The sequence below is a fragment of the Marinomonas algicola genome (assembly GCF_014805825.1).
GTDB lineage: Bacteria > Pseudomonadota > Gammaproteobacteria > Pseudomonadales > Marinomonadaceae > Marinomonas > Marinomonas algicola.
Map to the genome: position 1 here is coordinate 3,727,125 of NZ_CP061941.1, position 24,582 is coordinate 3,751,706.

The following is a 24,582-nucleotide window of genomic DNA, read 5'->3' on the forward strand; positions in this document are numbered from 1 at the left end:
ATACTCTAATCTAATCCTTGTGACTTTCTTTCTGTTCGACACTCATAGGAGCTCATTTCAAATTCTCGACAAATCCAAGGACGATTCTCGTAAATGGAACACATCAACGTGTCGCGGTCTAAAGCGGAACACCAGCCATCCTCTAGACGCAACATGGTTTCCCCCCCCCACTCATCAAAAGCAATGTGCTTTTCAGGAACGCCAGTGTCAGTAATTATCATCACTTCTAGGCGACAACAGCAGGCTTGACAGTTTGAGCAAGTAATTTCACCATCCGATACGTCTTTGATTTGAATGCTCATAACCATCACCAATGTAATTAAGGGCGCATTTTATCTTATGCAGTGTCATAAAAGGGATAAATGCATCAATCTATTCTAACTTAATATGCCAGGTTTAAGTCGTGACGCCCCGAGCCTTATCTGTTGTCTGATTAAACTTATCGTTGATCACAAGTGCGAGTAGAATAATTGACGCACCCATTCCGAGACGAAGAATGTCCGCATCACGATTCCAAAAAATGACGTTAACTAAAATACCGGCAGGAATTAATAAATTATTAGCGACCGCCAACGCGCCCACATTGACAAGTGTTGCGCCTTTGTTCCAAGCAAAATACCCTAAACCGGAAGCAACAATACCAAGGTAAGTTAAGACAACCCATTGGAAGTTTGTAGAAGGCAGCTTTTCAGGGTTGCCTAAGGCGAGATAGCAGGGAATGACAACCGCCAAAGCGCCAATAAAAAACCAACCAAAGACCGTTCTTTGCGGTAAGTCTGGACGCTCTTTCGCAATCACTCTTTTGTATCCAACCTGACCCGCAGCAAAGCAAATATTGGCCCCTTGTACGATAAGAAAGCCTTTGACAAATCCTTCATCAATCCCCTGATAACGAATAGATATCGCACCAACAACCGCAAGTAAGGCACTGATAATAAAGCCAATATTTAATCGACGATCCAGCAAATCATTTAGTAACGTAATATAAATTGGCGTCATCACCGTAAAGAGTAAGACTTCAGGTACCGACAAATATAAAAAGGACTGATAATAAAAACCGTACATAATCCCCAGCTGGAAAGCACCACATACCATTAGCTTTAAAGCGATTTTGAGTTCAATTTGACGTAATTTTAAGAAAGGCAAGAAAACAAGGGTCGCGAGTGAAACGCGCATTAACACAGAGAACCAGGCATCAACTTGTCCAGCTAAATAGACCCCGATTAGACTAAAAGAAAACGCCCATAAAAAAGTGACAGCAACCAGTATTAACATGATAACCCATTCCATTTTAGTAAAATTTCGCAAAGTGTACCTGCTAATCTAGGACAGGTACATTAGTTTACTTAAAATATAAAATAGGTTTACTAATGACCCAATAATAACAGCTTCGCATTGGTATCACCTCGCTCAACGCCTATCATCACACAGCTTAGTATGTCATTTTTCTCATGCCAGCTTGGCACGAATACGAGCAACAGGTCGTTCATCAATTAGAATATGAATGGCTGCCGTTAACATGGCAATGATGCAGGCCATCCACCAAACAACATCATAGGATCCTGTGGCATCATAGAGATAACCGCCTAGCCAAACACCACTAAAAGAGCCCAATTGATGGCTTAAAAACACAATACCATACAAGGTCCCCATGTATTTAAGCCCAAACATTTGAGCAACCAGTCCAGACGTGGGAGGGACTGTTGCCAACCATAACAAGCCCGTTATGATAGAAAAAACGTACACATTCATTGCCGTCATAGGCAACAGCATAAAAGCCGCAATGGAAATGGCTCTAAGAGCATAAATATAGGTCAGCAGCATTTTTTTAGAATATTTACCAGACCAAGAGCCCGATAATAAACAGCCAAAAATATTAAACAAACCAATTAACGATAAACTGGCTACGGCAACCGTTTCATTAAAACCTTGATCTGTTAAATAAGCGGGCATATGCACTGTAATAAACGCCAATTGAAAACCACATACAAAAAAACCAATCACGAGCCACCAATAGTGAGCATGCTGACTCGCTTCTCTTAGTGCTTCTGACATAGTTTGAGTGTCGGCGTTTTCATGTACCTGTTGTTCTGCCTGAGCGCCCCTAAACGCCGAGGCTAACAACACCATAAGTAACGCAGATACCGCCATTAACAATAAAGCATTGCTCCAGCCGTAGCTGGCAATAAAACTCTGGGCAACTGGAATGACTAACAATTGTCCGGCCGAGCCTGCCGCCGACCCTAAACCAAGAGCAAACGCCCGTTTTTCGACACTCACCATTTTTGCAATGGCCGGTAAAACAACCCCAAAGCCAGTAGCCGCAATGCCCATTCCCATTAATAGACCTGCGCCGACATGAAGTCCAAATACGCCTTCCGCATTGGCCGTGACAAATAAGCCAAATGCATATACCAAGGAACCAATGACAACTGTTTTTACCGTACCATACCGATCAGAAAATGCGCCTGCAATAGGCTGAAATAGCCCCCAACATAAATTTTGCAACGCTAAAGAGAAGGCAAACACTTCACGCCCATACTGGAACTCTGCGGAAATAGGAGCCATAAAAAAGCCCATAGAAGAACGCAAACCAAAATTCAGCGCTAATAGAATACAAGCAAACGCAATGGTGAAACTAACCAGTTTTACTGGGGTCGACATATTCTGTCCTTATACATACCAAGATAGAGAATCATCAATTAAATCACCCCCAGAGACGAGGCATGAAAAGTCATAGTCAGAAGCGCAAGACTAGCACGTTAAAGCCTGTGATTTCGATCAAAATCAAACCGGTAGAATGATAATTTAGCGCCATCAGAAATCACAGGGGATTCCTCAATGCATAAAATTAAAAAGCAGAGCTCAGTTTTCCTTTTTGAAACCACGTTTTTCAATCTATAACAGGGAAATAAAATTTGATTATAGAAATACTTAATTGTCTAATTCAAAACGATGATTTATCACAAAAAAACTCATGCCACAGCAAACGAAGTAAGCCGCCCGCTGAAATTGAGGTAAATGAATCAAAAAACACACAAAGCTACTGTCAATAAATGTGCGTAAAATACAGCCTTCCCTGCACATTTCATCCTTTAAATTCTTAATTGGTGTGAATAAAACCAAAATAAAGTAACAACCGCGGAAGCCATACCCAAAGACTATTTTTACAATAAAACTTAGGCAATAATCACTCCATCGAAACGCAACAGCGGTTCACAAACTTATTAAATTTAAACAGTTCTGGAGATGTATTATGAACACATTAACTAAAGCAACATTGGCTCTTTTGACTTCTTCTGCTATCGCTACTTCTGCTTTTGCCGCAACGGGCTCTTCTGATGATTCCGCTTACGAAACGTATCGTAATAACATCTCAAGTGTAGAAGCACTATCCAATACACTTGATGCGAAAGGCATTGAATACAACGCTGAAGTAAATCTAGAAGGTGCGAATACATTTGCCAAAAAAGCCGAAGCTTACAGCGATAAACATGAAGAATTGCAAACGATCTTTAATGCCGCGCATTTCGCGAACTAATTGATCGCTTAGTTCTCCCTTTTCCAAGGTTCCTTTTTTAAGCCAGACTCGTTCTGGCTTTTTTTTGTCTATTTATTGACCTTATTTAGATAAAACACCGTTTTATTTGGCGTAACCATTTTACCTTAAACGAAAAAAAGTCAGCGTATTTACTGTGACTCAATAAACACCCTGACTTGCTAATGCATAAACTATTTTGATAAAGAATGTAGACCTAACGTTCAGTCCCTGAGGTTAATCCAGTAAAAAGGTTTTCGAAGGATCCACTAAAATATGGTCCTTCATTCCTTCTCTTCCAAGCAGCATAAGATAGGTCATATCGGCTCGGTTGGTTAAGGTCACTTCAATCGGCCAGATGCGATCACCCATTTTTAGAGGCGTCTTAATCACAAAGCGTTTTTCGGAATTACCATTTGAGGATTTAATACTGCGGATATCATGTAATGCCGATTCACAGTGAATGACAGTCTCAACGTTGTATACATCAGGGTGAATATCAAATTTTACCCAAGTTTTCCCTTCTTTAGTAAATTTTTTAACATTATCCACATGCAAAGAAGAGGTTTTCGCCCCCGTATCTACCCTAACTTGTAAATCTGTTATGCCAAGATCTGGCAAAGCACAGGTCTCAAGGCTACCCACAATTAACTTTTCGCTCATGGCATATCTACCCTAAAATATGAAAAAGAAATTAGCCTTTACCTTTTGTTTTAGTATTATTTGGCTTGGCATTTGCCTCGATGAATTCAATGATTAAATCACCCACATCTTTACCTGTTGCTACTTCAATCCCTTCTAACCCGGGTGACGAGTTAACTTCCATAACAACCGGCCCATTTTTGGATTGTAAGATATCCACTCCACAGATATTTAGACCCATCACTTTGGCGGCATTAACAGCCGTAGCGCGTTCTTCTTTGCTCAATCGCACAAGCTTAGCCGTTCCTCCTCGATGTAAGTTAGAACGGAACTCGCCTTCTGCCCCTTGACGTTTCATCGCGGCCACAACTTTTCCACCAACAACAAAGCAACGAATATCAGCACCACTGGCTTCTTCAATAAACTCTTGCACAAGAATATTGGCTTTTAATCCCATAAACGCTTCAATGATACTTTCGGCCGCTTTGTCGGTATCGGCTAGCACAACACCAATACCTTGGGTACCTTCTAACAATTTAATAACGACAGGAGCGCCACCAACATTTTTAATCAAATCTTTAATATTGTCCGGTTTATTAGCAAAGCCCGTTCTTGGCAAACCAACATCTTTACGAGACAACAATTGTAATGCTCTTAACTTATCTCGTGAGCGACTGATAGCAACCGATTCATTAACACAAAACGTCCCCATCATCTCAAATTGACGAACAACCGCCGTACCATAAAAAGTGATGGACGCGCCGATACGTGGAATCACAGCATCATAATAAGGTAATTCTTCCCCATGATAGCGCACGGTTGGTCGACTTTTAGAAATATCCATATAACAATGTAAGGTGTCAATAATATCGACCTGATGGCCTCGAGCTTCGCCCGCTTCTTTAAGACGTCGAGTGGAATATAGGTTTTCATTTCTTGATAAGACAGCAATCTTCATTATATTTTCCGGGTAGTGAGACTTAAAAAAGTAAAGGAAACTGGCAGGCGCCAATGTCCGCACAAGGTAAAGTGAACGTATCTTTAAGTAAAGCACAATCTCTTCATAACATACGCTAAATCAGATTTTTAATTGTTAATTGTTAATTGTTAATTGTTAATTGTTAATTAAAAGGTGTCGCACAGATCTGGCTTGTGACCGCGGTCAAAGTCGTGTAACCATTACTGTCTAAAATAGAAATAGGATAACGTTATGATTAGCTCAGAGTTTTTAATGACGTCTTTGGTGCTGGTTCTCATGCCAGGAACCGGTGTTTTATATACTATTTCAGCCAGTTTATTTGGTGGCAAGAAATCCAGTCTTTTTGCGGCGTTAGGCTGTACTATCGGGATAGTCCCCTCTCTCATTGCCAGTATTTTAGGTCTGGCCGTTGTACTGAATACCAGCGCACAGGCGTTCCAAATAATGAAATTCGTTGGTGTGGCTTATTTATTGTACTTAGCATGGTCCATGCTAAAATCAACTGGAGCATTGATCATTAAAGAAAATGGTGTGCAGAAAAGCCTTTATCAGGTGGCTTTTAAAGGATTTTTAATCAATATTCTAAATCCAAAGTTAACGGCTTTCTTTTTAGCCTTTTTACCTCAATTTATCCCAAATAACGCATTAAATCCAACAGTCAATATGCTCCTTCTCGGTTCGATTTTTATGCTAATGACCTTTCTGGTATTTATTCTTTACGGTATTTTAGCCACTCGAGTTCGGCATTACATTATACATTCCGAAAAAATAAGCACGATGTTACAGCGTATTTTCGCAGGCAGTTTTGCGCTACTCGGATTGAAACTCGCTTTAACAGAGCAAAAGTGACATGATCAAAGGCCTGATATATCCTTATAAAAAATAAGGCCTTTTGCATTTTTCACTAGGTATTCTTTTGTTCATTCCCTATAATTGGCGCTCAATAGTCTTCTTATCTCTTATATACGGACGTTCTAAAAGGTGACATTCCGCTTTCATAGTATTCAGCAAAGTAAGACAGAAAAATCCGTCTTAATTAGTCTATGCTCGGTTTTACTCATTTATTTCGCGCCTTTCTTTTGGCAAATTTGCTCGTCTTTAGTTAATCCTTATTCTTTTGATTCGTCTCATCTCCAGTCTCATAAAACCAAAAGCTACATTGCTGTTGGTCATGACCACCATCATTACTCTGAGCGAGCTTTCGCTTTAGATGAGCCGCAGATAACGTTCGGCTCTAGGTCACAAATTAATTTATTTGAAACCTGTGGCTATTGTTCATTACTTTTCCATCTCAATTGGATAGACGTAAAACCGTTTGAGCTCATTGCTTTGGCTAAACCCAGTTACCCTATTTTGCAACTGGCGACATTAACCGCAAGCATCCCATCTCGATATACTCCACTCAGACCTCGCGCGCCTCCTCAACCTATTTAATCAATACAAATTTACACGGTTTACTCTCCACTTCTTTTACTTCTTTACGAAATGAAGTGGTGCTTTATTACTCGAAAATACGCGACTAGAGACACCCTTTAGCAAATGCGCTTGGGTTGCTTTTTAGTCTATTTTCTATGGTTGAGAATTTTCATGTCTACACAACATAACCTCAAAAAAACGGACTCTTCGTCCAACGCCTTGTTACAACTGATTACTCGTTTGCATTTTTACGTCGGCCTTTTTGTTGGGCCTTTTATCTTCGTTGCGGCTCTGACAGGTGTTTTATATATTATTACCCCTCAGTTAGAGAGTGCGATTTATAAAGATGCCTTGACGACTCAAACGACTGGCGAATACAAAACACTTACGGCACAAATAGCGGCCGCAAAGTCAAACCTTGAAACAGAACTGAAACTCTTTGCGGTTCGTCCAGCCCCTGAGCAAGGGGATACAACACGCATCATGTTTCTTGACCCTACCGCAGGACTATCCGGTGCAAGAGCCCTTTTCATAGATCCAGTGACACTAGAGTTAAAAGGCAATTTGGCCGTTTATGGTACCAGCGGTATTTTACCCTTTCGCACGACGATTGATTACTTACACCGTCAATTATTACTCGGAGAGTTTGGTCGTTATTACAGTGAATTAGCGGCGTCATGGTTATGGTTTGCCGCTTTAGGCGGGGTGTTCTTATGGATAAAAGGCGGCAAGAAAAACAAGGCTGAATTTGCTTCTCGTACCGCTCTTTTAGCAAAACGTAGACGTCATGGTCAATTGGGCTTGGTCATTTTTATCGGCTTACTTTTTGTTTCTGCCACAGGATTAACTTGGTCAAAATGGGCTGGTGGCAACATTAGCGAAGTGCGTAAAGTACTTGGCTGGGTTACCCCTTCCGTTTCACTTTCGTTAACCGCTGAAAAAGTCACCATGGATGAACACGCCGAGCACAATCATCATTCTGGACACGCTACAGAGTCTCAACCCCCTGTTGAGAATGATCAATTATTTGATCAAGTATTGGCCTCTGCAAGAGCGGCCGGAATCGATGCCGCTAAACTGGAAATCAAGCCACCAAAGAGCGCTGATAAGGCGTGGTTTGTTCGTGAGATTGATCGCTCTTGGCCTTCTCAAGTCGACAGTGTCGCGGTAGATCCACGCAATATGACCGTCATCAGCCGTTCAGACTTTGAAACCTTTCCTATCGTGGCCAAACTCATTCGCTGGGGAATTGATGCTCACATGGGGATTTTGTTCGGAGTGGCCAATCAAATAGTATTAACTGTCTTTGGCTTATCCCTATGCTTGATGATCCTCTGGGGCTATAAAATGTGGTGGATGCGTCGCCCAGCCGCCGGACAAACAGCAAAACCCTTAATGCAAGCGTGGAGTAAGATGACAGCTTTTGGAAAGGTTACCTCTGTCGTCATCGCCCTATTTCTTAGTATTTGTTTACCTGTGATGGGCGTCAGCTTACTTGTTTTTCTGATAATTGATGCATGGCGCTGGAAGCCATTATCACATTAACCCTATGGGTAATGTGTAACAAAACATGGCCCATATAACTGTCGGGTATGTTCGCTCTTTCCCTTTTGAAAAAACGGTCCTGTTGAGCGGACATACTGCCGTTTAACGGCCTAAAAATGGGACCATTGAAGATATGACACCGCTCAAACTACCGATAAAATGGGCGTTCCTAGTATTGGCGGGCATGGCTCTATTGGTACGACAATTGGTGATTACGTGATGGTCTATAAACTAAAAAGTCGTTAACAAACATAAGAGTGGCTTTCGTTACTGCAACGGCGGTCATAAATCCAATAAAAAGTTCGGTGTGAGCTGAACTTTTTATCTTTCCCACTTATACCTTTACTGAATAATAAAATTGAAATTAAAGCTAATTTGTTATAACGTTTGGTCACTACCACATCACTAATTGTTATTGGTTTTATTGCCAGTATTTATCTATCATCTGCGTCTTTCATCCCCAACATCAAAAGTGGCGGGGCTAATTTACCTCTGGAACCCGCAGACAATATGACTTCTAAATCTCCTTTGGCACTACTGCCATTATTACTTTTTCTTGCTCTTTTCGTAGGTAGCGGTCTTTGGTATCAATCTCAAGGGGTAGACTTCGCTTTTTATCAGATATCCGCACCTGTGGCTATTTTACCCGCCATTGCTTTGGCCATACTACTGGGCAAAGGTCAGTTTGAGAAACGCATTGACACCTTTATTCAGGGTGTTGGTGATAACACCATTATTACCATGATCTTGATTTATCTCTTAGCCGGTGCATTTGCTAGCGTCGCTAAGAGTGTTGGCGGTGTGGATGCGACCGTTAACTTTGGCTTAAGCATAGTACCACCGTCATTGTTATTACCTGGTCTGTTTGTCATAACGGCATTTGTTGCTACGTCTATGGGAACCTCTATGGGCACTATTGCGGCCATAGCCCCCATTGCCATTGGTGTTTCGGAAGCCGCAGATCTACCTCTGTTATTAACAGTAGGTACTGTCATAGGCGGCGCTATGTTCGGTGATAATCTATCCATTATTTCAGACACAACCATCGCCGCAACCCGAACCCAAGGATGCGATATGCGCGATAAGTTCCGCATGAACTTTAAAATTGCCTTACCGGCTGCCTGCATTACTTTAGTTTGGTTGTTCTTTCAAAGCAGTCATGCTCAGATTACCGACATTAAAGAGTACGAACTCATTCGCGTTTTGCCTTATGTGGCCGTATTAGGTTTAGCCGTCGCGGGTGTTAATGTCATTTTGGTCTTGTTCAGTGGCATCGTGTTAGCTGGACTAATTGGTTTAACGATGCAAGCAGATTATTCTGTCGCTTCTTGGTCTTCAGATATTTACGCTGGCTATACTGGCATGCAGGAAATTTTAATTCTCTCTTTATTCATCGGAGGGCTGGGCGCACTAATGAAGTCACAAGGTGGCCTGAATTGGTTGGTGACTTGTATCGAGCGTATTGCGAGCACGTTCGGCGCCAAAGAAGGCTCTACAAGAGCAGGAGAGTTGAGCATAAGTGCTTCTGTGGCATTAACCAATCTTTGCACCGCCAACAACACCATTTCAATTCTAATAAACGGTTCGGTTGCTAAAGACATCGCCGAACGATACAAGGTTGACCCGAAGCGCAGTGCCAGCCTATTGGATATTTTTTCTTGTGTAGTACAAGGCATTTTGCCATATGGTGCGCAAATATTATTAGCCTCATCTTTGGCAAAAGTATCGCCGTTAGAACTAGTTGGTTACGTTCAATACAGCTGGTTATTAGCCGTAGCGGCTTTACTATCCATTGTAATTCGTTGGCCAAAAACAGCGTAATCACACTCAATAGCAACCTCATTTCTCTGAGGTTGTGATGTTCTAACAGACAGAGGATGTACGCAGAAAACAGGTTTTCATTTGGCAATGAAAGCCTGACTTTATGACCAAATTAATAAATTATTGGTTTAAATCAAGTAACTCAATCGACAAATTTTATACCTAGAATCGGAGTATCTAAGGATTATCCGACACCTAAATTCCACCAGCCTACACCTGATTTTTACTGGACATAAAGTTATCGCCAATCGTACTCATTACCCAACCCTCATGAGCTGTCGCTAGAAAAAGGCTGGCGACATCATTTCGTGTAGTGATCAAATACCTTCTCACCAGGCGATTCCATTCTGTTTATTTTCTGGAAAATTACGATTTAACAGTCATTAATTACGTTTTTATTCAATTTAATAGCTTAAGTCGCTGTTTCTCCTTGCACCTTTGAACGAATCTTTGGAAAATTCCCCACCGTAAATACAAGTTCTTAAAAATGATCCGTTACTGTGGGTAATGATGATTAATTTCTTACGTTAATGCCTCGCATTCTGTATTTACACGCTGTTTATTCCTTCTATTAATTAATTGAGAGATTTATGCAAGAGAAACACTCTATTCATGGCTTTTGGGCGAGCCGATGGATCTTTATCTTAGCCGCCGTAGGTTCCGCCGTAGGGCTAGGTAATATTTGGAAATTTCCGTACATCACAGGTGAAAACGGAGGGGGGGCTTTTGTCCTCGTTTACCTAGTGTGTATTTTATGTGTTGGTGTTCCTATCATGATGTCAGAGGTTTTTATTGGTCGCCGCGCCCGTAAAAGCCCAATAAATGCGCTGCATGATATCGCTGAAGAGTCAGGCAAAACGACAAACTGGTCTTTGGTCGGTATGATGGGCATGCTCTCCGGCGTGATGATTTTTTCTTTCTATTCTGTGGTCGCTGGCTGGGTTCTCCACTATATTGCCGAAATGGCAAAAGGCACGTTTGTCGGTATTTCATCTGATGCCGCCGGAGCAACCTTTGATCAGCTGCTTGCCAGTCCAGGTACCATGTTATTCTGGCACACCCTTTTCGCTATTATGACCACCATCATTGTGATTGGCGGTGTTAACAAGGGCTTAGAGCGTGCGACTCGCATTATGATGCCAGCCTTGTTTGTGTTGTTAATCATCCTACTCATTTATGCAATGACCTTAGAGGGATTCTCTCAAGGGTGGGACTTTATGTTTCACTTTGACCCTTCTGAGTTGTCTTGGGATGCTGTTTTAGTCGCCCTTGGTCATTCGTTCTTTACCTTATCCCTAGGTATGGGGACCATTATGGCTTATGGTGCCTACATGCCAAAAAAAGCGTCTGTAACGGGTACGGTATTCGCTATTGCTGCACTTGATACTGTCGTTGCTCTTGTGGCTGGGTTGGCCATTTTTCCAATCATTTTCACCAATGGGATGGATCCAAGTGCAGGCCCGGGCTTAATGTTTGTGAGCTTACCTGTCGCTTTTGGCCAAATGCCAGGAGGTCAACTTTTTGGCTTGTTATTCTTTGTTCTCGTTGGTGTAGCCGCTTGGACATCGGCTATTTCACTGTTAGAACCTACGGTTGCATTCTTAGTAGAAAAGTTCAAACTAAGCCGTATAAAAGCCTCAGTTTCTTTAGGTTTACTGGTCTGGGCACTCGGTATCAGTTGTTTATTAGCTTTCAATGAATGGTCTGATTTTACACCTTTCGGCAAAAACATGTTTGATCTATTAGATTACGCAACCGCGAATATCATGCTGCCATTAGGTGGTATTTTTGTTTCTTTATTCGCTGGTTGGGCGGTACTGCCTAAATACAGTTTCGACGAGTTGGGCATTAGCGAAAAAGCGCACAGTGTGTGGTTGTTCGTATCACGTTTTATTGCCCCCATTGCGGTTTCTATCGTGTTTTACTTGAACCTGTAGTTCACTTTTAGACACCTAAGCAACAGCGTATAACGCCCTACTTTGATAGGGCGTTTTTTATGAATGGGTTAACGATTGAAAGGCACGCCAAATATCTGGGTACAAAAATCGATAACCACTTTCTTGCAAACGGTTTGGAATAACCTTCTGACCATCTAACACCAAGGTCGACATTTCTCCCATCATGGCGCTCATAACAAAGGCCGGTACTCTAAAAAAGCAAGGTCGCTTCAAAGAAGCGGCAAATTCTCGACTAAACTCATCGTTGGTTACAGGCTCTGGTGCCGTAAAGTTGTACACACCTGAGCACTCAGTATTATGAATAAGATAAACAATGCCTCGCAACATATCGTCTAGGTGTATCCATGACATATATTGTGTACCACTCCCAATCGGCCCACCTACTCCCAATTTAAAGGGTACCCGCATTTTTTCCAATGCACCGCCCTGCTTACTCAATACAATACCAGTTCGAATAATGCAGACACGGGTTTTCTCCGACTCAGCTTGCTGAGCAATGGATTCCCAACGCGCGCACAAGCGATGACTAAAATCATCATGTGTGGCCACAAAATCTTCATCAATAACATGCTCACCTTGCTTGCCATAGAAACCAATCGCAGAACCACTAATAAAGAGGTTAGGAGGGTTGCTCCCTGCTTTCAGTAGATCAACCAGCTTTTGGGTAAGACTCCATCGACTGCTTTCTATCCGTTTTTTTTGCGAATCAGACCAACGCTTATTGGCGATGGGTTCGCCTGCAAGATTGATCACAATGTCAAATTCATCCAGATTATTAAACGCATCCAGATCAGTAATATAACGGTGTTCATCACCCAGCTTGTTTTTGGTTTGCGTCACATTACGAGTTAATACTGTGATGTCGTCATCATGCCGTTGCGCAATGAAATGAGAGCCTATTAACCCAGAACCGCCTGTAATCAGTACTTTCATGACGTAGTCTCCTAAATGTGAAGTGGTCCATTTGTACTCTTTCTATTCGTTAAATACGTAAATCTAAGGCGGGTGGTTCACAAAGAGGGAAAAAGACGTGTTAAAAGCGAAATAGAGTGAAGATCAACGATAGCCTGAACGTTATCTGAAAAGTCATCCATACTCAGGCTACCGGTGCTAAGCTAAGCGTTATTTATGGTCAGCACGGCCAGCGAATTTACGCTCTTCAACGTTGACTTTGATTTTATCACCCGTAGAAATGTGCTCTGGCACCTGGATAGTCACACCTGTTGATAATTTAGCAGGCTTATTACGTGACGTTGCAGACGCCCCCTTAATAGAAGGATCTGTCTCAATCACTTCCAACTCAACATTGGTTGGTAAATCAAGCGCAACAGGAGCGTCGTCTACCAACACAACTTGAATCCCTGCCGTTTCTTCATTGATAAACAGCACTTCGTCCTCTATAGCTTGCTTATTTAAGCTATAAGGCGTGTAATCTTCGTTATCCATGAAGACATATTCATCCCCATCAACATAAGAAAACATCGCTTGTCTGCGTATCAAATCCGCTAGATTCAACATCTCAGAGTCTTTAAAGGTCTCATCCAGCTTGTGACCAGTGACCACATCGTACATGCGCATACGGTAAAGACTGCCACCCGCTCGGCCTTGAGGAACAGAACGGTCAATGTCTTTCACTATGTAGGTTTTACCATTGTATTCAACCGCGGCATTTTTTTTAATTTCACTGGCTTTAGGCATTTTCTCTTCCTGAATGTTCGTTTGTTATTAATCTGTTTACTAAAAATAGGTTGTGGAATACGTTTTTTGCATCCTATAGCAGGAACCCAAAACCAGCAAGATATCTTTAATCAATAACGGTTTTTTCTGACTTAAAGACACAAAAAAGCCAACGCTAGGTTGGCTTTTAATGGTCATGTATTTGTCCCGTCCTGAAATGTGTTTACGGCATTAGCCTTTTTTAAATTCAGGGATAATATGACGGCCGTAGTTGGCGATGATTTCTTCTTCGTCACCACTGTCTAAGTAGATGTTAAACTGTGTAGTACCTACGGCTTCTAGGTCTTTGATTTTGGCAATGTGATCTTCAACAGTGCCCAGTACACAGAAACTTTTCACAATGTCTTCGGTGATAAAGTCTAGGTACGGGTTATCACTTTGACCGTGTTTAGAGTAATCGTAACCACGACGTTTCTCGATGTAATCCGTTAGACTACGAGGCACCAAGCCAGATTCACTGCCGTATTTTTCGACAATATCGGCCACATGGTTACCCACCATCGCTGGGAACCATTTAGTGTGTTCAATACAATAGTCCATATCACCAAAATACGCAGGGGCCGCCGCTTGGATTTTAAAGTTCGACATATCTCGACCAATGGCTTCACCAGCACTGATGGTTTGGTCTTTGAACCATTTAACCAAATCAGGGTCGCCAATTTGTAGAATCAAACCATCACCCACTTCACCCGCTGTGGCTAATGCTTTTGGTCCGTACGCGCCAATCCAAACAGGCAATTCGTACCCATTTGCCCATGGAAACTTCACTGGAGAAGCACATTCGCCGTATTCCACTTCTTCACCACGTACCATGGCTTTGACTTTTTGAGTGAATTCCGCCAAACGTGCCAACGTTGCTGGTTTTTTGCCCATAACGCGCATGGATGAATCACCACGACCTAAACCAATATCAAATCGACCATTACTTTGTGCCGCTAAACTGGCGTATAAGCTGGCCGCTAATGACCAGTCACGAATATTTGGGTTGGTTACACAAGGACCAAATCGCATGGTTTTTGTGTGTTCCATACACATGGCCATTGCGACAAAAGATTCACGCCATAAAATGTGTGAATCATAAAACCAGCAGTAATCAAAACCTGCGGCTTCAGCTTGGCGCACTAAGTTACGAGCGCGATCAGGGCTTACAAAACCTTTAAACGTAATACCAAATTCCATGATTGTTTCCTCAACTATTTTTATATCGTCTTTTTTTTAGAGAAAATGGTTAAGTCATAATGTCACAGGGACGTTATTCATTAATCATTTAGCTTGTTCCAATTGTGTTATTTTGCTTTGTTTCTACTCTGTATCAATGAGCATTTTCCGGTGGACAGATACGAATTCCCGCATGGCTAAAGGGAACGTCCTTGGATATATTCAGACGGATTAAGATCGGCGTAAGAGCCTCTATGCAGCGAGCGCTTTCCGCTAAACCGGCGTTATACGCTTTTGTACCCATTTTTTCGCACAGAGAAATAACGCGTTTTTTCGCTTCCAAGTCATTACCGCAAACTAAAATATCGCAGTTAATTGGACGTGATAGATCGTTTAAAGTGATGGCGGAAACATTGTGTAATGCTCCGACCACATTAATCGAATCCCCTAAAAGGAGTTGTGCCGACTCTGTCACAGAGCCCGCTGGTGGCATAGCAACGGCTTTAGGGTTTCCTGGCGCTAAAGGTACGACGATATCCACCAAGGTTTTCCCTTCTAAAAAGGGAGCAAGTGCCGTTAACGTCGCATCGTGTCCACTATAAGGAACCGATAGAATAACCAAGTCATCAGACGCCTTCGTTGCGTCTTCCATGCTCAAACCCGTAATGTCTGCATCATGGCCCTTTTCTTTTAAGGTTGCGACTAACTCTTGCGCGGCAATCTGCGCTTTTTCGGCATCACGTGATCCCAAAACAACGCTGACTCCGGCTTGCGCTAAACGCAATGCTAACCCTTTACCCTGCGGCCCTGTGCCACCAATAATAGATACTTTCATTTAAATAAATCCTCATTATGTGAACGAATAAGATCCCGACTGCTGCTGTCGGTTTTGGGCCAAGATAGACCACGAAATACAATTACCGGTGCTTTAGCGCTTTTCTCCATTAAGAGACCAGACGCCGCGGCTAACTCATCAGCAAATGCTGGGGCGGTAACACTGAGAGGACGACCAAAAGCATCTTCTTCCCCTAGCATGTGCATTACCCCAGGCACATTCGCTAAGCCAATGGCCACATTGGTTTGTCCAAGGCGCCAAGGACGCCCAAACGTGTCGCTAATGATAATTCCTAGATTGCACGCAAAATGCGCTTCCAATGCCAAACACAGTTGTTGGGCACTTTTATCTGGGTTGTCCGGCAGTAAAATCAATTGTCCAGGATGGTCAGCATTCGACTCATCGACCGCGGCATTGGCACAGATATAGCCATTCTTATGTTCAGCGATTAAAGTGCCTTCCTCTTGGTCTGGACGTTTTACCGCACGTACAATCCGTTTTGACTGTGAGAGTATTACTTCAACTTTTCGAGGGTCTTTATTCACCGTTTTGGCCAATTCAATAGCGTCTTGGCTAGGCGTAATCTGATCCAGATAGGCGCATGCCCCTTCTGATTTTGATACCACTTTATGGGCAATCACTAAAATATCGCCTTCGATTAATAGCTGGTTATTCAGTCGTAACGTGTCAATAATGGATTGAGCTAAATCGTCCCCTGCTTGAAAATCAGGTAATCCTGAGAGTCGAAACATAGTCATTGAATCAGGCATAACGCGTCTCCTTAAATAAAGCGCTGTGCAAAGGTAGACGCCATTCCTTAAATAAATCTGGACGTTGCTGAATGGCCTTCTCTAAATCATGACTTAGGTCGATGTCCAGAGATAAATGGGGCAATTGCAAACAGTCGCAGGTGATCGCATTGGCTACGGCGTTTGCTTGATGCATCTGTGCCGAGTGATGGCCATACATGAAATCAATCGCATCCGGTGGTGACGTCAAAAGCGCATTAGTGCCACCATCTTTAGCTAATGCAATCACCACTTGGGCGTTTTCTGAGGCTTGTAAAAGCGCCGTAATTTCCATTTGATCTAAAACAGCAATATCGCTAGGAATGATGAGTTGTTGAGAAAAACCGGCTTGTTTGACCCAAGTACAGGCTCGATTCAAGGCGCCATTCAATCCCTGACGACCATCATCAAACAAAGTATGAGCATCATAGGTTTCAGCTAACGCCAATACAGACCTTGATTCACTGACCACTAGGGTTTCTAACTGTGGAAAATGTCGTTGAAAAAAAGCCAATGTTTTTTTGAATAACGCCAACGCCAAGCTTTCTCTTTCTGCATTAGAAAGATGGGCCGATAGTCGCTGCTTGGCTCTTTTAGGCGATTTCATCGGGATAACTATACAAGGCTGAGTCATTTAAGCCGCCCTCACGTTTCGATGCGCTAAGGCAAATTCAATGACTTTGCTAAGCAGTTGTGCTTTTTCCGCCGTGGAGCTCATCAAGGTCGGCGTCACCAGTACATCCACCCCTTGAGTTTCTAACCATGTGGCATCCATACTGTCTTGATCATCAATCACAAAACCATTAAGTAAACCGGCATAACACTCATAAACTCCTTTTGAATCATTGGTTTTCCCCATGCTTGTAAGCATTTTATCGGCCGGCCCTTTAATGGTTTTGCCACCGATTAAGGGAGAGACAGCGATAACGTAAGCGTTACTTTTTTCAATGGCGTCTTTAATACCCGGTACGGCCAAAATGGCACCAATGCTGACGATAGGGTTACTAGGAGCAAGCAAAATCACATCACTTTTTTCAATCTGCGATAAGGACTCAGAGGTCGCTTTAGCGATCGAAGCGCCCTCATATTCAACGGCATTGACGGTAGGTTGACAGCGTTCACGAACAAAGTATTCTTGGAATGACAATGCACCTAAATTCGTTTTTACTCTGGTTTGAATAACATCATCTGTGGGTAATAAAATAGGCATAGTGATACCGTGTCTTTTTGCCAATCTATGTACAATATGACTCGGTCTTACGCCTTGTTTTCGAAGCTCGGTACGAAAAATGTGCGTCGCCAAGTCCAAATCCCCCAATGTCATCCACGTCTCTTGGCCTAATTTTTCTAACTCATTGAGCACTTGATGAGACTCGTTCTTTCTTCCCCAGCCTTGTTGACGATCTATTTGGTCACCAAGAGAGTAAATTAACGTATCAATATCCGGAGACACCCATAAACCATGAAACTCATCGTCATCGGCAATGTTACCGATGATGTGCGTTGAATCAGCATAAACACTGGCGGCTAAGCCTTCAGCGGCTTTCGCGCCACCCACACCACCGGCTAATAACGTTATGGCTAAATCTGACATTAGGCGACTCCCTGTATAGGAATAATCCGCTCGTTGCTGAGTCGTGTATCAAGGCCGTTATTTTCAAGGTGGCTCTGTCGTTGAGCCTTTTCGAGATTCTGATTCTCACAAGGATAAGTATGCACAGTCTCATATCGAGTATTACGTTGAATGGCATTTAAGCCTGCTCGATGTATATTCGACACCATGTCTTCTGGGAACACTTCTTGACCATGTGTTGCCCCAGCGGCACGAGAAATACTTTCGTTCATTAGGGTGCCACCAAGATCATTTGCACCAGAAAGCAGCATTTGAGTGGCCACTTCAGGCCCCATTTTTACCCAAGAAGCTTGAATATTATCGATATGACCTTGCAACATTAAGCGCGCAATGGCGTGCATTTTGAAATGCTCATCACGAGTGGGTCCTGGACGAACCTTATCTGGATTGTCATTAAATAAGCGCGTCTCGTAATGAATAAAACCCAAAGGAACAAATTCGGTGAAACCACCGGTCTCTTTTTGAATATCGCGTAATAACTCAAGATGCTTTGCCCAATGAACAGGTTGATCAACATGGCCATACATAATGGTGGAAGTGGTCGGCACACCGACAGAATGAGCGGCCTTAACAATGCGCACCCATTCCTCTGTTGTCAGTTTATTTTTGGTCAGTTGTTTACGTACCTCTGTGTCCAATATTTCCGCCGCTGTACCTGGCATAGAGCCTAAGCCAAGTGCTTTCAGTTCCGCTAAAAAGGCCTCTGGTTCAAGGCGTGCTTTCTTGCAGCCATACCAAATCTCAAAGGGCGAAAAAGCATGAATATGAATCTCGGGAACGCGCTTTTTCACGGCAACAATTAACTCCCGATAGTAATCGGCATTGATGTCAGGGTGCAATCCACCCTGAATACACACTTCCGTTGCACCTCGATTCCACGCTTCCTCAGCACGATCTGCGACTTGCTCAACCGTTAAAAATTCAGCTTCTTTATCTCCTTTCTCTTTGGCAAAGTTACAAAAACGACACCCCATGTAGCATACATTGGTAAAATTAATGTTACGGGTAATGACGAAGCTACCGGTATCGCCTACACGGTCTTTCCTTACCTGGTTTGCAACATCTAAAACGGCTTGTGCATCAACACCTTGTGTGTAAAACAACTCACAAGCATCAGACACGTTTAGCTCATTTCCTAGTAAAGATTTTTCCAAAATAGAGCGAATAGACTGACTTACGTTAGGGTGAAATAACTCTGTATTGTTTGACTTTAAACGAGTGGTTTTCATAGTGTCGCGCCTCCATGTATACCAATATTTTGTGCCGCATCTCGTTGAATCAGAGACGCCACTTTTTGCGTTAGCCCAGGTTCAAGGTAACGAGATTCCTGCTGTTGAAAACGAGAATAAATCGTCAGTCTTTCACTTAATCCGTAGCCCAACCCTTCACAAGCCTTAGCCACACTGTCTATTTGCGGCCACGCCCTTTCAGGGTTTATAAAATCTTTTGTGAGAGGAGAAATACCGCCCCAATCATTAATACCCGCACTGATGTAACTGCCATAATCCACTTCTAAATTCGGTGGTGCTTGAATGCTGACGTCATGGGGCAATATCAATCTAGCCACAGCAATCGTTCTTTTCATGTCGTCTAAATCTGGCTCTTGAAAACCTTCCATCGCCGTACCGGGTTTTGCGCGGAAATTTTGAATAATGACTTCTTGAATGTGACCATGGGCAAGGTGTCGTTCACGAATCGCCATCAAACTGTCTATTCGGTCTTCCCATGTTTCACCGATACCAATTAAAATTCCGGTGGTAAACGCAATATTCAAACGACCAGCTTGCTCGATCGTATCTAAACGGCGTTTAGGGGTTTTATCTGGACAAGCGTGATGCGCTTGCCCCTTTCTTAATAAATCAACAGAGACGTTTTCCAACATCATTCCCATACTAGCGGCCACCGGTTTTAGTTTTTTAAGCTCGTCATAGGACAGTGCTCCTGCATTGATATGCGGCAACAAACTGGTATGAGTCAAAACGCTTTCGCATTGATCATGTAAATAATCAAGCGTGTCGCTGTAGCCTAATGCGGCCAGCTTGTCTCGTGCTAGTTGATGACGTTCTTCCGGTCTTTCACCTAAGCTAAATAACGCTTCTTTACAGGCTAACGCTTCACCTTCGTACGCTGTTTTTAGTACTTCTTCTGGTGTCATGTAATGGGCATGAGGTGAATCTGGAGATTGTACAAAAGTGCAATATCCGCAACTGTCTCGACACATATTCGTCAGAGGTATAAATACTTTTTTGGAATAAGTTAGCTGTTTCCCCCACCATTCATCTCGAACTTGAGAGGATAATTGACATAACGAGAATAAGTCAGGTCCAGTGACAAATTTATAAGACTTGGCTTCTGCAACTGAAATCATATTCACTCCAAAAATACCGTTAAATTAAAAGTTTTACCATTTGGTATAAAATTAATATCACAGAGTTTGAATTGGAGTAAATTGTTTTTTTTGGGGATCGTCGTGCACCAAAAGAATCGTATAGAAAATTCACCTAACAATTTTCCTAATTGGAAAATCATTAAGTGAATGAAATATAATGACTTTTATATGAAATTTAATGCAAAAATAGAGGTGAGATAAGAGAAGTAAAAAAAATAATCATTAAAAAAACGCCCTGAAATTTATTTTTTCGCACCAAGTGCGCGCACAATAAACTCAGTGACCGCTTTTTCGGCTTTATCAAAGTCCGTATCGGTTAATTCTTTTTTACCTAACAAAATTTCAATTTGAATTGAAAAATCTGCATAAGTTTGAGTAGCAGCCCAAATAGTAAAAAACAAATACTCAGGGTCTATGTCATCAACTAATCCCTTATTTATCCACAACTTAACAAGCTCTACATCACGATCAAACTGCGGTTTCAAATGACTTATTAGGTACTCCTTAAGCACTGGCGCACCACTAATAATCTCGTGGGCGAACACTTTGGAGCCATTGGGGTACAGGCGAGAAATCTGCATTTTTTCATGCACATAACGACGGATCACGACTTCTGGTGTTTGCCCTTGTGTTTCAAAAACAGACAGCTTTTCAATCCATATATCCAGTATTTCTTTCAGCACTCTTTTATATAGTAAGTCTTTGTTTGGAAAGTAATAAATGAGGTTTTGCTTAGAAATTTTAGCCATTTCGGCAATGCGATCCATTGAAGATCCACTGAATCCTTTTGTCGCAAAAACGAATTCAGCCGACCGCAAAATGCGAGATTCCAGCATCTTTCTATTGGCTGATTTTTTTGTAGACGAACTATGTTTAGTGTTCAAACTTTACCTCAAATTATAAGACGCTGTTTTTGTTAACTTTTTTCAATTTAAAAGCGTTGTAAAAGTACCATATTTCAAGTTTTTTTTCGAGGTTATTTTATTTACAAAATCAAAAAACAAAGCATATTTATTGCAAACTGGCTTGCTTATTGCTTTTTTAAAATATAGATTTTAATGCCATCTAAAATTTAAGGTTAATTGATAAAACCCGAATTCGAGATGGTATTTTTTTAAATGTTATTTTTACCTTTTGGTAAATATTTAAATTGCAAATAATAATAAAACTGATTATACATATTGAACTGGAGAGCACGATGCAGGAACAACTACGTATAAATGAAAAGCGACTTTGGGACACATTAATGGAAATGGGCGAGATTGGTGGGACCGAAAAAGGCGGCTGTAACCGTCTTGCTGGTACCGATCTTGACAAACAATCTAGAGACCTTTTTGTCGAATGGTGCAAAACCGCTGGCTGTGAGATATCGATTGATAAGATTGGTAATATTTTTGCTCGTCGCCCTGGTAAATATAATGACTTACCCGCTGTCGGCACAGGAAGTCATTTAGACACTCAGCCAACAGGAGGAAAGTTTGACGGGGTATTTGGCGTTCTGTCTGGAGTCGAAGTTCTAAGAACCCTGCACGAAAACAACATTGAAACCCCAACGCCAATGGAATTTTCTGTTTGGACAAATGAAGAAGGTTCACGTTTTCAACCTGCCATGCAGGGATCGGGAACGTATGTTGGGCGCTTCGATCTTGAAACAGAGCTCAATAAAACCGATGTGAATGGCATTCGTTTGGGCGACGAATTAGAACGCATTGGCTATCTTGGCGATACCGAGTTAGGCAGCCGTCATATTGGCGCTTTTTTCGAGACACATATTGAACAAGGTCCAATCCTAGAAGACGAGAAAAAAATGATTGGGGTAGTACGTTTAGGACAAGGAATTCGCTGGTATAACATTGAAGTGGAAGGTCGCCCTTCTCATTCTGGTACTACACCGATGCACCTGCGAAAAGACGCTATGCTGGCCGCTTCTCTGATTGTTGCTGAAATGGAAAACATCGCACATCGTCATGAAAATGGATTGGGAACCGTCGGTTTTATGCAGGTGTATCCAAATTCTCGCAATACTATCCCTGGCAACATTAAATTCAGCGCCGATTTAAGAAACCCAGTTCCTGAAGTGCTACTCGAAATGCACAATGAGCTGCTCACCTTCTGTGAAAAAATCGCTTCCGAGCGTCATCTTAAAATCAATGTAGATCCATTCTGGTATTTCGCACCCGTCGAATTTAATGCGTCTGATGACGTCAAAGCCGCGGCCGAAAAACTTGGTTACAGTCACATGGACATTTATGCTGGAGCGGGTCATGACGCGTGTTACATGGCTGATTTAGTGCCTACTGGTATGATTTTTACGCCTTGCCTAAATGGCATCAGCCATAACGAAGCCGAATACAGTTCACCCGAAGAATGTGCCGCTGGCGCCAATGTGTTATTACACACAATGCTTGAAGCCAGCGAACGAATCTATCAGGAACACAGATCAAAATAATTATAAGAAGCTCAGTAAGAAAAGTAGTAAGCAATTGTCCATCAACGAATAACGCAATTCAAAAAAAATGAGCCGCGTAAAGTTAAAAACACAAGAGGTACACTATGAGCAGCAAGTCCGTTAAGAAAGGTGAATTCTATGAGTTAGAGGTGGGACAAGACCTCCGTCAAAGTCCCGCGTACAATGATGATCTGTCCCCCACGAAAGTAAGTGAGCGAACATGGAGCAAGTTAAACATTGCGGCTTTATGGGTGGGGATGGCGATTTGTGTTCCTACCTATACATTAGGCGGTGTGTTAACCGCTTATTTTGGTTTGTCTGTTATGGAAGCCCTTTTCACCATTTTGATAGCGAATGTTATCTTATTGGTTCCACTCACACTAAACGCCTACCCAGGAACCAAGTTTGGTATTCCTTTTCCGGTCTTATTACGTTCTTCATTCGGTATGGTTGGATCAAACATTCCTTGTTTAATTCGAGGTTTAGTCGCTTGTGGCTGGTTTGGTATACAAACCATGTTTGGTGGTTTGGCGATTCACCTTTTCTTTTCCGCTGTTTCCGATAGTTGGGCCAGTTTAGGCGGTGTTGGTGAAGTTATTGGCTTCTTCATTTTTTGGGTGTTGAACATGCTTGTGGTTATCCGCGGTTCCGAATCCATCAAATGGTTAGAAACGTTATCGGCGCCACTGTTGTTAATCGTTAGCTTTGGATTAATGTTCTGGGCTGGCGGCAAAATCTCTATTACAGAGGTGTTGGCAACGCCGGCAAATAGACCTGAAGACGCTGGTTTTTTCGGTTATTTTCTTGGTGGTTTAACCGCCATGGTGGGGTTCTGGGCAACGCTTTCTCTTAATATTCCAGATTTCAGCCGCTACGCGAAATCACAAAAAGATCAAATGATTGGGCAGATTATAGGCTTGCCATTAACCATGTTTTTCTTTGCGTCTTTAGGTGTTGTGCTAACAGCGGCTTCAACCACATTGGTAGGGGAAACCATTTCAGACCCTATTTCGTTGATCGGTAAAATTGATAGCCCTCTCTGGGTTGCCGCGGCCATGATATTAATTATCATTGCTACTTTATCGACCAATACGGCCGCCAATGTGGTTTCTCCAACCAATGATTTTCAAAACATTGCGCCAAAATACATCAACCATACACGTGGGGCTTTGTTAACTGGCTTAATCGGTATTTTACTGATGGGCTGGGAATTATTGAAAAAAATGGGCTGGTTAGAGTCTGATGTCAGTGTCGAAAGCATGTATTCAAATTGGCTTTTGGGCTATTCAAGTTTACTTGGACCGATAGCAGGCATCATGATTGTGGATTATTTCTTAATTAAACGTCAGCATTTAGACCTCGTTGCCTTGTATACCCCTAACAGTCTGTATCCTGCTTTTAATATGGCCGGTCTTGCCTCCTTTGCGATTCCAGTTGTGATTACTTTAATTTCCTTCGGTGTACCGGCTATTAGCTGGTTTTATAGCTATGGTTGGTTTACTGGGGCATTTACTGGGGCCATTGTGTATTACTTTTTGGCCAATTCTGCCGCTGTGACAGATAGCCAAACCCAAGCAACCTAGCAACACACGTGCCATTTTTGTGACAGCCCCCAAATGATAAAACGATGGGGGTCTGTCACTCTCAACGTGTCATTCTCTCTTTGTGGTGTGCTTCTAGTCTAAAACCCCATT

23 protein-coding genes are annotated in these 24,582 nt (G+C 42.3%); 8 read left to right on the top strand and 15 right to left on the bottom strand.

All coding sequences use genetic code 11. The features are described from left to right. Positions 1 to 5: 5 nt before the first annotated feature. The 3 genes from IEZ33_RS16995 to IEZ33_RS17005 all read right to left on the bottom strand — a co-directional run bounded on the left by IEZ33_RS16995 (position 6) and on the right by IEZ33_RS17005 (position 2,664). Entirely contained in the window at positions 6 to 302 is a 297-nt protein-coding gene (locus tag IEZ33_RS16995; protein WP_191601197.1) for a YkgJ family cysteine cluster protein, read from the bottom strand. Positions 303 to 396: 94 nt separating this feature from the next. Next, on the bottom strand, positions 397 to 1,275 hold the full coding sequence (locus IEZ33_RS17000) for a carboxylate/amino acid/amine transporter (protein WP_191601198.1): 879 nt from the start codon (positions 1,273 to 1,275) through the stop codon (positions 397 to 399). A 174-nt stretch (positions 1,276 to 1,449) separates the two neighbouring features. Next, positions 1,450 to 2,664 (bottom strand): MFS transporter, encoded by a 1,215-nt coding sequence (locus tag IEZ33_RS17005; protein ID WP_191601199.1) that lies wholly within the window; start codon positions 2,662 to 2,664, stop codon positions 1,450 to 1,452. Positions 2,665 to 3,256: 592 nt separating this feature from the next. Between IEZ33_RS17005 and IEZ33_RS17010 the strand changes: the two genes are divergently transcribed. Continuing rightward, complete coding sequence (locus IEZ33_RS17010; protein ID WP_191601200.1) at positions 3,257 to 3,541, top strand: hypothetical protein; 285 nt, start codon at positions 3,257 to 3,259, stop codon at positions 3,539 to 3,541. Between the two features lie 234 nt (positions 3,542 to 3,775). Here the strand turns inward: IEZ33_RS17010 and IEZ33_RS17015 are convergent, their stop codons facing one another. Together IEZ33_RS17015 and rimK are read right to left on the bottom strand one after the other, a co-directional pair. Further along, on the bottom strand, positions 3,776 to 4,201 hold the full coding sequence (locus IEZ33_RS17015) for an ATP-dependent zinc protease family protein (RefSeq protein ID WP_191601201.1): 426 nt from the start codon (positions 4,199 to 4,201) through the stop codon (positions 3,776 to 3,778). Between the two features lie 31 nt (positions 4,202 to 4,232). Then, positions 4,233 to 5,138, bottom strand: coding sequence for a 30S ribosomal protein S6--L-glutamate ligase (rimK, locus tag IEZ33_RS17020; protein ID WP_191601202.1), 906 nt, complete (start codon positions 5,136 to 5,138; stop codon positions 4,233 to 4,235). A 252-nt stretch (positions 5,139 to 5,390) separates the two neighbouring features. Between rimK and IEZ33_RS17025 the strand changes: the two genes are divergently transcribed. From IEZ33_RS17025 to IEZ33_RS17045, 5 genes are all read left to right on the top strand, one after another. Further along, positions 5,391 to 6,008 (top strand): LysE family translocator, encoded by a 618-nt coding sequence (locus tag IEZ33_RS17025; RefSeq protein ID WP_191601203.1) that lies wholly within the window; start codon positions 5,391 to 5,393, stop codon positions 6,006 to 6,008. Between the two features lie 132 nt (positions 6,009 to 6,140). Continuing rightward, entirely contained in the window at positions 6,141 to 6,593 is a 453-nt protein-coding gene (locus IEZ33_RS17030) for a DUF2946 domain-containing protein (protein ID WP_191601204.1), read from the top strand. A 153-nt stretch (positions 6,594 to 6,746) separates the two neighbouring features. Next, on the top strand, positions 6,747 to 8,120 hold the full coding sequence (locus tag IEZ33_RS17035) for a PepSY-associated TM helix domain-containing protein (protein WP_191601205.1): 1,374 nt from the start codon (positions 6,747 to 6,749) through the stop codon (positions 8,118 to 8,120). Positions 8,121 to 8,630: 510 nt separating this feature from the next. Then, entirely contained in the window at positions 8,631 to 9,941 is a 1,311-nt protein-coding gene (locus tag IEZ33_RS17040; protein WP_191601206.1) for a Na+/H+ antiporter NhaC family protein, read from the top strand. 590 nt (positions 9,942 to 10,531) lie between these two features. Next, a complete protein-coding gene (locus tag IEZ33_RS17045) occupies positions 10,532 to 11,878 on the top strand; it encodes a sodium-dependent transporter (protein WP_191601207.1) in 1,347 nt (448 codons plus the stop codon). Between the two features lie 57 nt (positions 11,879 to 11,935). On the opposite strand, the gene IEZ33_RS17050 is transcribed toward IEZ33_RS17045, so the two are convergent. The 10 genes from IEZ33_RS17050 to IEZ33_RS17095 all read right to left on the bottom strand — a co-directional run bounded on the left by IEZ33_RS17050 (position 11,936) and on the right by IEZ33_RS17095 (position 21,323). Next, entirely contained in the window at positions 11,936 to 12,832 is an 897-nt protein-coding gene (locus IEZ33_RS17050) for a TIGR01777 family oxidoreductase (RefSeq protein ID WP_191601208.1), read from the bottom strand. Positions 12,833 to 13,021: 189 nt separating this feature from the next. Next, a complete protein-coding gene (efpL, locus tag IEZ33_RS17055; protein WP_191601209.1) occupies positions 13,022 to 13,597 on the bottom strand; it encodes an elongation factor P-like protein EfpL in 576 nt (191 codons plus the stop codon). 210 nt (positions 13,598 to 13,807) lie between these two features. Next, positions 13,808 to 14,815, bottom strand: a complete 1,008-nt coding sequence (locus tag IEZ33_RS17060) for a TIGR03842 family LLM class F420-dependent oxidoreductase (protein ID WP_191601210.1) — start codon at positions 14,813 to 14,815, stop codon at positions 13,808 to 13,810. A gap of 133 nt (positions 14,816 to 14,948) precedes the next feature. After that, positions 14,949 to 15,629 (bottom strand): NADPH-dependent F420 reductase, encoded by a 681-nt coding sequence (npdG, locus tag IEZ33_RS17065; protein WP_191601211.1) that lies wholly within the window; start codon positions 15,627 to 15,629, stop codon positions 14,949 to 14,951. Beyond that, positions 15,626 to 16,399 carry a coenzyme F420-0:L-glutamate ligase gene (gene cofE / locus IEZ33_RS17070; protein WP_191601212.1) on the bottom strand — a complete coding sequence of 258 codons (774 nt, stop codon included), beginning with the start codon at positions 16,397 to 16,399 and terminating at the stop codon, positions 15,626 to 15,628. Before cofE ends, npdG begins: the two co-directional genes overlap by 4 nt. Continuing rightward, positions 16,392 to 17,051, bottom strand: coding sequence for a 2-phospho-L-lactate guanylyltransferase (gene cofC, locus IEZ33_RS17075; RefSeq protein WP_191601213.1), 660 nt, complete (start codon positions 17,049 to 17,051; stop codon positions 16,392 to 16,394). The genes cofE and cofC overlap by 8 nt, the downstream gene beginning before the upstream one ends. Then, complete coding sequence (cofD, locus tag IEZ33_RS17080) at positions 17,052 to 18,011, bottom strand: 2-phospho-L-lactate transferase (protein WP_191601214.1); 960 nt, start codon at positions 18,009 to 18,011, stop codon at positions 17,052 to 17,054. Beyond that, entirely contained in the window at positions 18,011 to 19,279 is a 1,269-nt protein-coding gene (gene cofH, locus IEZ33_RS17085; protein ID WP_191601215.1) for a 5-amino-6-(D-ribitylamino)uracil--L-tyrosine 4-hydroxyphenyl transferase CofH, read from the bottom strand. The genes cofD and cofH overlap by 1 nt, the downstream gene beginning before the upstream one ends. Next, on the bottom strand, positions 19,276 to 20,418 hold the full coding sequence (gene cofG, locus IEZ33_RS17090; protein WP_191601216.1) for a 7,8-didemethyl-8-hydroxy-5-deazariboflavin synthase CofG: 1,143 nt from the start codon (positions 20,416 to 20,418) through the stop codon (positions 19,276 to 19,278). The genes cofH and cofG overlap by 4 nt, the downstream gene beginning before the upstream one ends. Positions 20,419 to 20,681: 263 nt before the next feature. Next, complete coding sequence (locus IEZ33_RS17095) at positions 20,682 to 21,323, bottom strand: TetR/AcrR family transcriptional regulator (protein ID WP_240009564.1); 642 nt, start codon at positions 21,321 to 21,323, stop codon at positions 20,682 to 20,684. Positions 21,324 to 21,637: 314 nt separating this feature from the next. Here IEZ33_RS17095 and IEZ33_RS17100 point away from each other — a divergent pair, with 314 nt between their 5' ends. Together IEZ33_RS17100 and IEZ33_RS17105 are read left to right on the top strand one after the other, a co-directional pair. Beyond that, a complete protein-coding gene (locus IEZ33_RS17100; RefSeq protein WP_191601217.1) occupies positions 21,638 to 22,888 on the top strand; it encodes a Zn-dependent hydrolase in 1,251 nt (416 codons plus the stop codon). A gap of 104 nt (positions 22,889 to 22,992) precedes the next feature. Next, the gene (locus IEZ33_RS17105) at positions 22,993 to 24,471 is read left to right on the top strand and encodes an NCS1 family nucleobase:cation symporter-1 (protein ID WP_191601218.1); all 1,479 of its coding nucleotides are present in this window, start codon (positions 22,993 to 22,995) and stop codon (positions 24,469 to 24,471) included. Positions 24,472 to 24,582 lie beyond the last annotated feature (111 nt).

Coding starts and splice junctions, on each gene's coding strand:
- IEZ33_RS16995 (WP_191601197.1), bottom strand. CDS start 302: ATGAGCATTCAAATCAAAGACGTATCGGATGGTGAAATTACTTGCTCA.
- IEZ33_RS17000 (WP_191601198.1), bottom strand. CDS start 1,275: ATGTTAATACTGGTTGCTGTCACTTTTTTATGGGCGTTTTCTTTTAGT.
- IEZ33_RS17005 (WP_191601199.1), bottom strand. CDS start 2,664: ATGTCGACCCCAGTAAAACTGGTTAGTTTCACCATTGCGTTTGCTTGT.
- IEZ33_RS17010 (WP_191601200.1), top strand. CDS start 3,257: ATGAACACATTAACTAAAGCAACATTGGCTCTTTTGACTTCTTCTGCT.
- IEZ33_RS17015 (WP_191601201.1), bottom strand. CDS start 4,201: ATGAGCGAAAAGTTAATTGTGGGTAGCCTTGAGACCTGTGCTTTGCCA.
- rimK (WP_191601202.1), bottom strand. CDS start 5,138: ATGAAGATTGCTGTCTTATCAAGAAATGAAAACCTATATTCCACTCGA.
- IEZ33_RS17025 (WP_191601203.1), top strand. CDS start 5,391: ATGATTAGCTCAGAGTTTTTAATGACGTCTTTGGTGCTGGTTCTCATG.
- IEZ33_RS17035 (WP_191601205.1), top strand. CDS start 6,747: ATGTCTACACAACATAACCTCAAAAAAACGGACTCTTCGTCCAACGCC.
- IEZ33_RS17040 (WP_191601206.1), top strand. CDS start 8,631: ATGACTTCTAAATCTCCTTTGGCACTACTGCCATTATTACTTTTTCTT.
- IEZ33_RS17045 (WP_191601207.1), top strand. CDS start 10,532: ATGCAAGAGAAACACTCTATTCATGGCTTTTGGGCGAGCCGATGGATC.
- IEZ33_RS17050 (WP_191601208.1), bottom strand. CDS start 12,832: ATGAAAGTACTGATTACAGGCGGTTCTGGGTTAATAGGCTCTCATTTC.
- efpL (WP_191601209.1), bottom strand. CDS start 13,597: ATGCCTAAAGCCAGTGAAATTAAAAAAAATGCCGCGGTTGAATACAAT.
- IEZ33_RS17060 (WP_191601210.1), bottom strand. CDS start 14,815: ATGGAATTTGGTATTACGTTTAAAGGTTTTGTAAGCCCTGATCGCGCT.
- npdG (WP_191601211.1), bottom strand. CDS start 15,629: ATGAAAGTATCTATTATTGGTGGCACAGGGCCGCAGGGTAAAGGGTTA.
- cofE (WP_191601212.1), bottom strand. CDS start 16,399: ATGCCTGATTCAATGACTATGTTTCGACTCTCAGGATTACCTGATTTT.
- cofC (WP_191601213.1), bottom strand. CDS start 17,051: ATGACTCAGCCTTGTATAGTTATCCCGATGAAATCGCCTAAAAGAGCC.
- cofD (WP_191601214.1), bottom strand. CDS start 18,011: ATGTCAGATTTAGCCATAACGTTATTAGCCGGTGGTGTGGGTGGCGCG.
- cofH (WP_191601215.1), bottom strand. CDS start 19,279: ATGAAAACCACTCGTTTAAAGTCAAACAATACAGAGTTATTTCACCCT.
- cofG (WP_191601216.1), bottom strand. CDS start 20,418: ATGATTTCAGTTGCAGAAGCCAAGTCTTATAAATTTGTCACTGGACCT.
- IEZ33_RS17100 (WP_191601217.1), top strand. CDS start 21,638: ATGCAGGAACAACTACGTATAAATGAAAAGCGACTTTGGGACACATTA.
- IEZ33_RS17105 (WP_191601218.1), top strand. CDS start 22,993: ATGAGCAGCAAGTCCGTTAAGAAAGGTGAATTCTATGAGTTAGAGGTG.